This window comes from Nostoc sp. ChiVER01 (assembly GCF_034531155.1).
Taxonomy (GTDB): domain Bacteria; phylum Cyanobacteriota; class Cyanobacteriia; order Cyanobacteriales; family Nostocaceae; genus Nostoc.
The window spans coordinates 19380-28737 of record NZ_JAVRBS010000052.1 but is presented as its reverse complement, the minus strand read 5'-3'; the positions used below and the strand labels follow the sequence as shown (position 1 = coordinate 28737).

At 39.6% G+C, this 9358-nt stretch carries 6 protein-coding genes and 1 pseudogene; all 7 read right to left on the bottom strand.

Annotation, left to right across the window (positions count from 1 at the left end; translation table 11 throughout):
• A pseudogene (locus RMY00_RS35260) lies at positions 1-1730 on the bottom strand (hypothetical protein); the annotation flags it as partial.
• Between the two features lie 24 nt (positions 1731-1754).
• Positions 1755-2579, bottom strand: coding sequence for a phage tail protein (locus tag RMY00_RS35255; protein WP_322651996.1), 825 nt, complete (start codon positions 2577-2579; stop codon positions 1755-1757).
• An 18-nt stretch (positions 2580-2597) separates the two neighbouring features.
• A complete protein-coding gene (locus tag RMY00_RS35250) occupies positions 2598-3590 on the bottom strand; it encodes a baseplate protein J (protein WP_322651995.1) in 993 nt (330 codons plus the stop codon).
• Between the two features lie 3 nt (positions 3591-3593).
• Positions 3594-7199 carry a putative baseplate assembly protein gene (locus tag RMY00_RS35245; RefSeq protein WP_322651994.1) on the bottom strand — a complete coding sequence of 1202 codons (3606 nt, stop codon included), beginning with the start codon at positions 7197-7199 and terminating at the stop codon, positions 3594-3596.
• Entirely contained in the window at positions 7196-7600 is a 405-nt protein-coding gene (locus RMY00_RS35240; protein ID WP_322651993.1) for a GPW/gp25 family protein, read from the bottom strand. Before RMY00_RS35240 ends, RMY00_RS35245 begins: the two co-directional genes overlap by 4 nt.
• 22 nt (positions 7601-7622) lie before the next feature.
• Positions 7623-8285 (bottom strand): phage baseplate assembly protein V, encoded by a 663-nt coding sequence (locus tag RMY00_RS35235; RefSeq protein ID WP_322651992.1) that lies wholly within the window; start codon positions 8283-8285, stop codon positions 7623-7625.
• Entirely contained in the window at positions 8282-9355 is a 1074-nt protein-coding gene (locus RMY00_RS35230; protein WP_322651991.1) for a phage late control D family protein, read from the bottom strand. The genes RMY00_RS35235 and RMY00_RS35230 overlap by 4 nt, the downstream gene beginning before the upstream one ends.
• Between the last annotated feature and the right edge of the window lie 3 nt (positions 9356-9358).

Here is a 9358-nt window from a genome sequence, read left to right as displayed (position 1 = left end):
TCTGTTAGTTGATTGGAATTTTTGAGCGATTCTATCTCAGACTTGAGGGATTGAATCTCGCTTTGTTGTGCTTGCACATTAGTCAACAGTTTGCCTATCCAGGAATAATTAGATTGAAGGCCGACTAATACATTAATCAACTTCACATGTTCTTCTTGAGAAGATTCCCAGGCACAGCCAATAATTTGAGTAATGTTAGTAAAAGACGTAATATTATCAGTCGATATTGCTATACCTACTCCATCATTTAAACCTGAAGGAACAATATAATCACCTGACTTTACAGAACCACGTACTTTTACTCGTACCTGACCCATAAATGCCACTCTTTCATATAAGTGTTGATTTTCTGAATTAGGTAGATTTCCAACAATTATCGGTTGGCTACTAATAGCCATAAGAGTTTGGGCATTTTCAGTTTTTTTAGTAATTTTACCGCCAAAAACTCCAGTAATGTCACCTTGTTCAATAACTTCATCTATTTGAAGTTTAGGCAGCCATTCAGCATAGTCACTGCCTGTACCACTCAAATTGTTAGCACGAATATCACCATTAATATGTAATTTTACTTCTGGTTTAGTTGTACCGACACCAACATTTCCATTTGCTAAAAAGACAACTTTTGTTGCTTCTTCTTCAGCCAAGCTACCTGGTGAAAAAATCAGATCGCCTTTTTCTCTTAGCTCCATTTGATTTTGAGTATTGTTAAACAAAATCCTGTGGTTATCGTCTAAACTCCTAATTTGCCCATTATCAGCAAAACATAATTCACTATTTGAGTCGAGCCGAATATTTCCACCACTAATATGCAGCTTATCATTTGGTTGGGTTGTTCCAATGCCTATGTTGTTATCATTTCTGACAAATAGAAGACTTTTACCGTCACAGTCAGTAACATTTAGTGCAGAATAATTGCTGTTCCTAGTTTCACCTGTAATTTCTAAACTTGAACCTGGACTATTATTTCCAATCCCAACTCTGCCTTTTACCAAAAGCCCATCTGGTGGAGCTTGTTGTTTTTCGCAATAATCTGCACCAATCACAACCCCGCCTTTGACATCTAATCTATTTTTGGGATTGTCTACCCCTAAGCCTAATAGTTTTTCTATATAAAGACTACCGATGAGGTTAATGCGGTGAGACGCACCAAAATGAAGCGCTGGCCAGCAACTACAATGTACACTCTTACTTGAGAAAGTAAGTTTATGTAAATCTACCTCTGGACTGATGCGAACGCCAGCATAGTAACGAACATGATTGTGATGGTGTTCTATTTTGCCACCATCACCTAAAACTAAGCAGGCTAGTGGAATGCGATCGCCTTTTTCAATCTCATCACCATCCTCTAATATCTCAATTTTAGGAGATTCGTGCCAGCGTGTCTCATCTCTTGCTCCTACTGTGGCGATATCCGATGGTTCTTGATGATAAGAAATAACAACATAAACCTTACCACATCCAAAAATTTTTAGGCTTTTCACTTGCTTGGTAGCTAAAACAATTTGTCTGCCTTGCTGGTCTACAGCAGTACCAGGAAGTACTTCTATATGATATGAGTTACACTCAGCGATAATTTCTAGACCTTCGGCAATACCAGGAGTGTGCAACAATCGATTATGTCTTCTTTGTCGGTCTATGTGATATTTCTGTTCGTCAGTGAAGTCATAATTATTTAGGAACTGACCATTAAAATAACGTAGTCTTTTTTCTGCATCATGATTGCTTGTCATTTTTGTAATCCTGATTTTGTAAGTTTAACTGTTAAATTTTCCGAGTATTAAAGTTCCAAGAATAGTATCAACTCCAACTGTGGAATATATTCCAAGTTGAATAGCAGGGATTTCAGATGCTGGGGATGCAAGTATCGTGTCTATTCCTATCGTTGATCGCACTCCAAGCTGCATTAAAGGAACTTCGATTTCAAAATCATAATCAGTGTGGGCTGGTTTTTCTTGATCAATAATTGATCTAGCTAACTTTTGTTGGCGTTTACAAGTGTTAAAATTTTCTTCACCAAAGTTAGCCAAAAAGATTTTTACTAAGAAATAGTGGGGGAAACCGCCGCCCAAAATAGTATCGATACCCACAGTAGAAATTTTGTTTACTTGTAAATGCTCATGAAATTCATATATTTCAACCACTGGACTAATATAAGTATTAAGCATTTCTTCGATCCCAGCTTTTGTTCCGCGCTTACGATACAAAGGGACTGCACTGCTAATTAAGCGACGCTTGTCCTCTTGATTCCAATCCTCGCGCAGATGCAGAGCTACCCAACTAGCTAGCCATTCTAGAAATTCGGGTGGCGATCGCTTGGAAGCAGGCAAACCAGGGCCTGGTTCAAAGTAGCGATGGATACCAGCTAAGTACATTTCTTGAGTAGTCGGATCAATAATGCCATCAAGGATTTCTTCTATACCAGGTTCATCAACGTCCCCTAAACCTGTAATAATTTTCTCAAAAGCCAGTAAGAAGCGACCAATAAAGTTAACTCCGTAGTGATCTACATCTTCCTGAAAAATGGCTGGTAAATATTGTAAATAATTACTTACTTGTGTAGGTGGGATGTTGTCTGTCATATTTTACCTAGCTTAGGATTAACTGGATGAACTAACTATATTGATCTCAAAAAATTCCTTATCTACTTTCACAGTTACTAATTCGTCTGGGTATAAAGTAACGCTCATGAGTGTGTCGCTATGCGCTCTATTTAACCGCCAAGTTTCTTGTGTATGTAATTTAACTGCTTCTACGTAATCAATTTCTGGAATGTTCTCTAATAATTGATACACTTCCGAAACGTATATATCCCGTCCAAAAGGCCAACCTTGACCATCGCTTCCTCCAGTTAGGGGATGAAAGAATTGGCAAATATCTTTAACAGCTTTTGTGCAGGCTTTGTCTGGTAATGCGTCTTCTACAAGAAATAACTTTGCTGTAATTTTTACTGGCACATATTGTGGCTCCACTATATGATGCTGTGTAGTCAATAAACGCCGCTCATCTAAAAATTTCCATAAACTTTGGCATAAAGCCTGCGTTGGCTTGGGTGTGGGGCTGTTGGTGAGATCAGGCACTACAATCAAGCTCATATTTCCGGGTGCTGGCTGTTGTCGTACTTTGGGATCAGTTAAAGTTAGGTTACGTTGGGCGATGCAGTGCGATCGCTTAACTTTACCTTGCTCACCCAAAGCTTTTGCTTCTGGTGTCTGTGGCCATTTCTGCATGGTTAAGTATTCAAAATCATCACAAGTGATTGCTCGATAGCGTTCCTCCAGATTCAAAAGTGTCTTGTGGATGGCTGCGTTTAAAGCTTTGGTTTGTTGATCTCTTTCTAGAAAATTATCTTGAAAGCTCCAATCTTGGCCGTTAAGCAGCTTAAGAAAACTGATAATATTTTGGTCTGGGACTCGGTTGATTTGATAAAGCTTCATCTCGGTCAACCAAGCCAGTAATTCAATTAGAATAATGCCTGTATCTGTGGGGTTATGATTTGTCCACTCCGGATACAAATTGGTAATCAAAGAACGAGCTTCTTCTACAAGTTCGGCGTAAGTATGGTCATCTAAATTCGGTAAAGGTAAGGTCATAATTTAGGCTTCCTCCGGCAATGGTGAAATGACAGTGATAGAATGGTTGCCACAGAAAACTAAACATCTTGCTGGGATCAATTTCTTGCTCTTAGGGTTTTCCTCAATAGATATAGTTGTGACACACTCTACGCCGTCAATCGATTCCAGCAATCTATAAAAATCAGACTTGTGTGGTTTGCGACCAAAATCCCATCCTAGTTTCTCCCAACCACCAGTAACTGGATGCAGAAAGTCTTGTAAGGCTTTGGCTATAGTTCCTTCAAGATTCATGCTCATCGCTAAAGATACTGGTATTATTTCTACTTTGACGCTAATGGCGATCCAATCTGGGCCGTAGGTTTGCAACTCCAAAGTAGGCGCACAGCGATCACGAATGTAATTGGCAACATTTTCCAGTAAATTCAAACTGGGGATAGGTTGAGGCTTTTGGCTATGGGGTACAACGAGCAACTCTACTACACCAATACCATTTTTCTGGGAAGGAGTAACTACTTTGGCTTTGGCAACAGCCGGGGATGCTTCTTTGGCTAAATCTTCAAAATCCTGAGCAGTTACAGCTCTACCCCGATGCCGCAATGTTTTGGGGCCTCGTTCTTTGACAGCATTAAGTGTCTCTGCATCAGCACCACCACCCGCAGATTCATAGTTGATAACGCTGTCGATATAGGGTACTGCCGATTTAAGTTGAACAATGGTTTTTGCTGGGCAGTTACCACTTTCACCGCCACCAGCCCGGTAAGTTATCCGGATATTGTGACGACCTTGAGGCGGTATCATTCCGTTTTGATCGTCACCAAAACGCACTTCCCCAGTTAGGTGATCTAGAATATAGTGCCGATCCCATGTATCAGACACCTTAAAATTAGGTACTTGATGCCAACGCACCCAAACACCTTCTAACTCACCAGCAAAACCTAAAATCGGTGCGATCGCATTCTTCCCCTCAAGTTCAGTAATTTTGCTCTGTTCTTTAGGCGAAGGCATCTGAGGTTCAAATACTTCCAGATGCTGTCCCTCTAATACAGGTATTTTGGTAGTGCGGAAGACTTGATTTTTTTGGTTATTACTAGATCCCAAAATTTCATTTTCGATTGTAATGACTTGAGTAGCCCAAGTCGTATTGAGTAGCAGGTGTCGCACAGATATTGGTAAGCTTGGTTGCTCCTGTTTTCTGTAAGCACGTAACCAATAAAGGCTGCGACCAAATTCTGTACGAGGCTGAATATCTTGCAAACCCGTGAATGTAATTAAGCCCTTTCGAGTAAAAGCATGAGTTTCGTCCTGAAATTGCAGAGGAATCCAACCTGAAAAACTAGAATATTCCCAACTGATGGGATCTGGTTTTTTAGTGAGATTTTGGGGATTGGAGGATTTTTCTGCTTGGTAAAGTAATGGCTCTAAGCCTACATAGAGTCTAATAGCTCGGTTAGAGAAAGGTTGGTCAAATCCTAAGTAGAGGGTTGGTTGTTTATCTGCCGTAAGGGTAAAGGGTTCAAAATCAGAAGAATCTAGTTGGTTTGCTGTGGCTGTACAATCAATATATGTGTAGTCATTGTAAGTTTGACAGGCAGACACAGCACTACTGCGTTCATATTCATAATTTAGGGTTAGGGATGCAATTGATGGTGGGCTTGAAGCTAAGTTACTGCCAAGAACTACACTTGCGCCAATCGCGTGATCGTGGGTGAGGGCTGCACGAAGAATAAATTTACTTTCGGCTAAAATAATGCTTTCAATCTCTGCGTCTTCTTGGTTATTATCACTAAAAGCAATTTGAATGCGATCGCTAGGCAAGAAACCCCGAACACTATTGACTTTTATTATTTTTTTCTGGTTTGGATCGGTTTCTTGACTATTTTCACTTAATGTAGTAATGGTAAATTGTTGATCGAGAGCTATTCCCGTACCGTAACTACCTTTAATAATCCGAGCGCGTATCCAATAATTGCTTTGTCCATTGACTATTTGTAAAGCAACTTTAGAAGGTAAGGTAAATTCAATTTTGCCACTTTTAGTAAAAGCTTGAGTTGTATCAATAAAGCCAGAGTTACTACTAGAATTATGAGGTGCTGAGTTGCCTACTGGTTGCCAAACACGACCATTCCAAACTTCCCATACAATCTCTAAGTCTGCTGTAGGATTAATAGGTAACGGTGAAAATTCACTAAGTTTGACATTTAAAGTCACCTTACCTCCTGGGTTAGCAAATGCTTTTTGGCTAGCTAGGTATAAAGTGTCATTAAAGACTGGTTGTGTACCGAAAGGATAAAAATCTTTACTTAGGTCAAGTGCGAAAAAGTTAATAAAACCAAAATCAGGAGCTAAGTCATTGTGTTGGATGTTTACCTTAACACTGATATGGTTAATCTTTGGTAATTGATCATTGGGTAGTAAAGAAGTATTGAGCCGAGCCTCTAGCCATGCAGCTTTCACTCCGTTAATAGTTCGCTCTGTTGGGATTGGAAAGTTTGTGAACGAGACTTGCCACTGGTTATTTTCTGTGATTAAGGAGGTAACTAAGTTACTAATGTCACCTTCAGAGTTAATGGCTAAATGAGCTAATCGGATATATATCTCAGGCTGATAATTACTGGCTTCTGCTTCTGGAAAGACTGAGATCAAGGGGTTTTTTTCACCGTAAGAAATAGCAATAAATACTATTTGGTTAGTATATTTATTTAAATTTAAAGTCTCTATGCTTAATAATTCAATTTTTCTACCTTGAGCATCTATAGCAGTTCCAGGGAGTACCTCTGTTTTTTTTGTATCAAAATTAAATTTAATAACTAATCCCTGAATAATATTGTTGCTATCCCAGTAGTACCAAGATATTGGCATTCGTGACAGTTGATCTGTATTAGATGAAGAAATTAACAGAGTAATAGTTTTTTTATCAGGTAATAAAAATAACTCGTCATTTGCTAAATAGAGGCTGTGAACAATGGAGCGATCTCCACTGAAAGCAGGAAAGCTTTGCTCTGCCAAACCTTGAGCTGCTTGTGTATAGTCACCGTAACGATCGCTCAAGGGATCACGCACAAATACAGTTGTCAACTGGGAAGGGGTGACAACTAAATCTTGATCGGTTTCAAAAATAATTTCTTCTAGTTGGGTTTCAGTGGGTGGGGCAATCACTTGAGTTTGAGCAGGAACGAAAGTATCAAGAGAGCTACCAACCGCTAAGTTGAAAGTTAATGGTACTTTGGCTGGCTGGGGTGGTTGGATTTGAATACCAATTAAGTCTAAAAAAGTTAAGAAATTCTTTTCTGGTACTTTATTGAGGCGAGTGATTGCCAATTGGGTCATGCGCGCAAAGATCCGGATTAATGCTGCTCCAGCATCATGATTTTCAGATGCTTGCCAATGTTTTACTTTTACTAAATTAAGTCCTTGTATTTGACTGATTTGCTTGGCTAAATCATTTTTTATATAAGTCCCAGCAGTAATTATCTCATCCGTATCAGGGATAGTAATATCTTGATTGAGAATACGACCATTGAGTGCTTCAAATGTTGGTCTTACTTCACTTGTAAAAGCTTGAACTAAAGCTTCTGTCTGTGCAACAATCTCGTCATAATTGCGCTTATCAATCTCCGGAACTTTCATACGCCCTGATATTCTAAATAAAATGGATAGACCATGTTGAATTCATTGTTAGTAGCACGCACCCGATAGTCGATGGAGATCAGCAATATGTAAGCTTTATCGGAATCAGGAAAGGCATTTACATTAATTAGATCAATCCGAGGTTCCCACTTAATTAAGGACTCAGTTACCTTACTAGCAACTCTAGTTGCTGTACCGGCACTATTAACTGCGAAAACAAAATTGTGGATACCGCACCCAAAGTCTGGACGCATCACCCGTTCTCCAGGCGCAGTTTCTATAATCATCCTGATCGCCTTACGGATATTTTGTTCGTAATAGGCCATTGTGATTTTCCCCTTCTCATTTAATTGTACGGGAAACTCCCAACCTACACCCAAAAAATTTGTATTAAAGTTCATAAAATTTCCTTTCAATAGCTTGCTAATTGATTCTCACCAAACCTCCGTTGATCTTCAATTCGGGGCCTGCTTTTAGGCTCATATCTTGCCTAGCTTTAATATCTACACCTTTTGTAGAGTTAATTTCGATCCCGCTTCCGGAAAGAGTTAGTTTACCATTAAGTGACTCAATAGTAATATCTGCGTTAGCAGTAATAGTAATAGAGTTGTTAGCAGTATTAATAACAATAGTATTTTTACCTGAGCCATCAATAATTTCAATTTTCTCTTGACCCTTACTATCATCTAGGCGGATGATGTGGCCGCTACGCGACTTGATTGTGCGCTTGTTATTTTGACCATCGTTATTGTTCTCTGGTTGTTTATCTTTACCGTTCCATAGTCCCCCCAAAATGTATGGAAATTCTGCCAGTCCATGTTCAAAGGCAACTAATACCTCATCTTCGACTTCCGGCAAAAAGTAAAGCCCTCGATTATTACCAGCCATTGGAGTAAGCACTCTAGCCCAATGACTATCAACACCGATATTTTTCTGCTCATCCCATAACCAAGGAAAACGAACCTTTACCCGCCCTAAGCCTTCGGGATCTTGATTATTAGTGACAACACCTACAGTTACACCGTAAAAATGATTATCTTGATCATCAGAATGTAAAAGACTTGCTAGTAGACTAACATCAATCATGTTGCATTTCTCCTAACAGTAAAGCGGGTACGATAGCCTTTTTTTGGTGAACAGGTATGAGTAGTTGAGGTGATATAGTAATTACCACTAAAGCGTTGACCAATGCCTTGAATTTTTAGAACTTTACCAGCTCGTAAATCCGTGCGACCAATGGCAAGTCCCTCACCAGTGATATATTCCAGTGCCATGTCTTTTAAATATCCCAAAGCAATTTGATCAGCCTCTGCTTTGCTGAATATAGGTCGCTTAACGCTAGAGTTGATAGCAGAACCAAAGCTTTGATTAGCATCCGTAGGGCCAGTAGTAGAACCACCCATAGTTGTACCCTCATTTCCCGCCTTAGCTAAACCAACAATCTCTGATTTTTCCTTGGGATTCCAGCCGCGCACTTTGATCTGCCCGACTTCGGGCAATGTAGTTAGGCGAGGATAAAACTCCATTAAGTCTGTATTGAGGTCTAGCGTTAACACAGGACTATCAGCATTTTTATGAGGTCGAAAATAAAGAGTCTTGTCTTCTACAACTACCTCATAGCCTATACGTTGAGCGCGCTCCTGCAAAAATTCCCAATGGGTTTGGTTGTGCTGTAAGACATAATCTAGCTTAACTTGTGTATCTTCAGGCTTGGGGATTAACTTTACTGCGTTGGCGATTTTACTTGCAATTTCACTGTCTTTCATCTGAAGAAAAGTTTGGGAATATCGTCCGCGTAGTAAACGATGGCGGCGATCATAACCACGAACTATGACGCTAGGGGCCTCATTCACCTCAAACTCTGGTTCTAGACTAGTAATTTCACCATTAAATAGTTTCTTAAGGTGATTTATATAACCCATCTGGATTTCGACTTCGTTACCCATTTTAAACCAACGTTTATCGTCTGACCAAGTAACTTGATGCTTTTGGATATCCCAGTTAGTAAGTTTGAGGCTAAACATACTGGGTGCTTCTATATCTTCATGGACAATCACAGTCATTAAATCAGTTGATATCTCGGTGGGGATAGGAGTGCCATTTATAAACACACGAAAATCGGGGACTATTGTTTGCTTGTCACCTAAATTCGCCATATT

Coding starts and splice junctions, on each gene's coding strand:
- RMY00_RS35255 (WP_322651996.1), bottom strand. CDS start 2,579: ATGACAGACAACATCCCACCTACACAAGTAAGTAATTATTTACAATAT.
- RMY00_RS35250 (WP_322651995.1), bottom strand. CDS start 3,590: ATGACCTTACCTTTACCGAATTTAGATGACCATACTTACGCCGAACTT.
- RMY00_RS35245 (WP_322651994.1), bottom strand. CDS start 7,199: ATGAAAGTTCCGGAGATTGATAAGCGCAATTATGACGAGATTGTTGCA.
- RMY00_RS35240 (WP_322651993.1), bottom strand. CDS start 7,600: ATGAACTTTAATACAAATTTTTTGGGTGTAGGTTGGGAGTTTCCCGTA.
- RMY00_RS35235 (WP_322651992.1), bottom strand. CDS start 8,285: ATGATTGATGTTAGTCTACTAGCAAGTCTTTTACATTCTGATGATCAA.
- RMY00_RS35230 (WP_322651991.1), bottom strand. CDS start 9,355: ATGGCGAATTTAGGTGACAAGCAAACAATAGTCCCCGATTTTCGTGTG.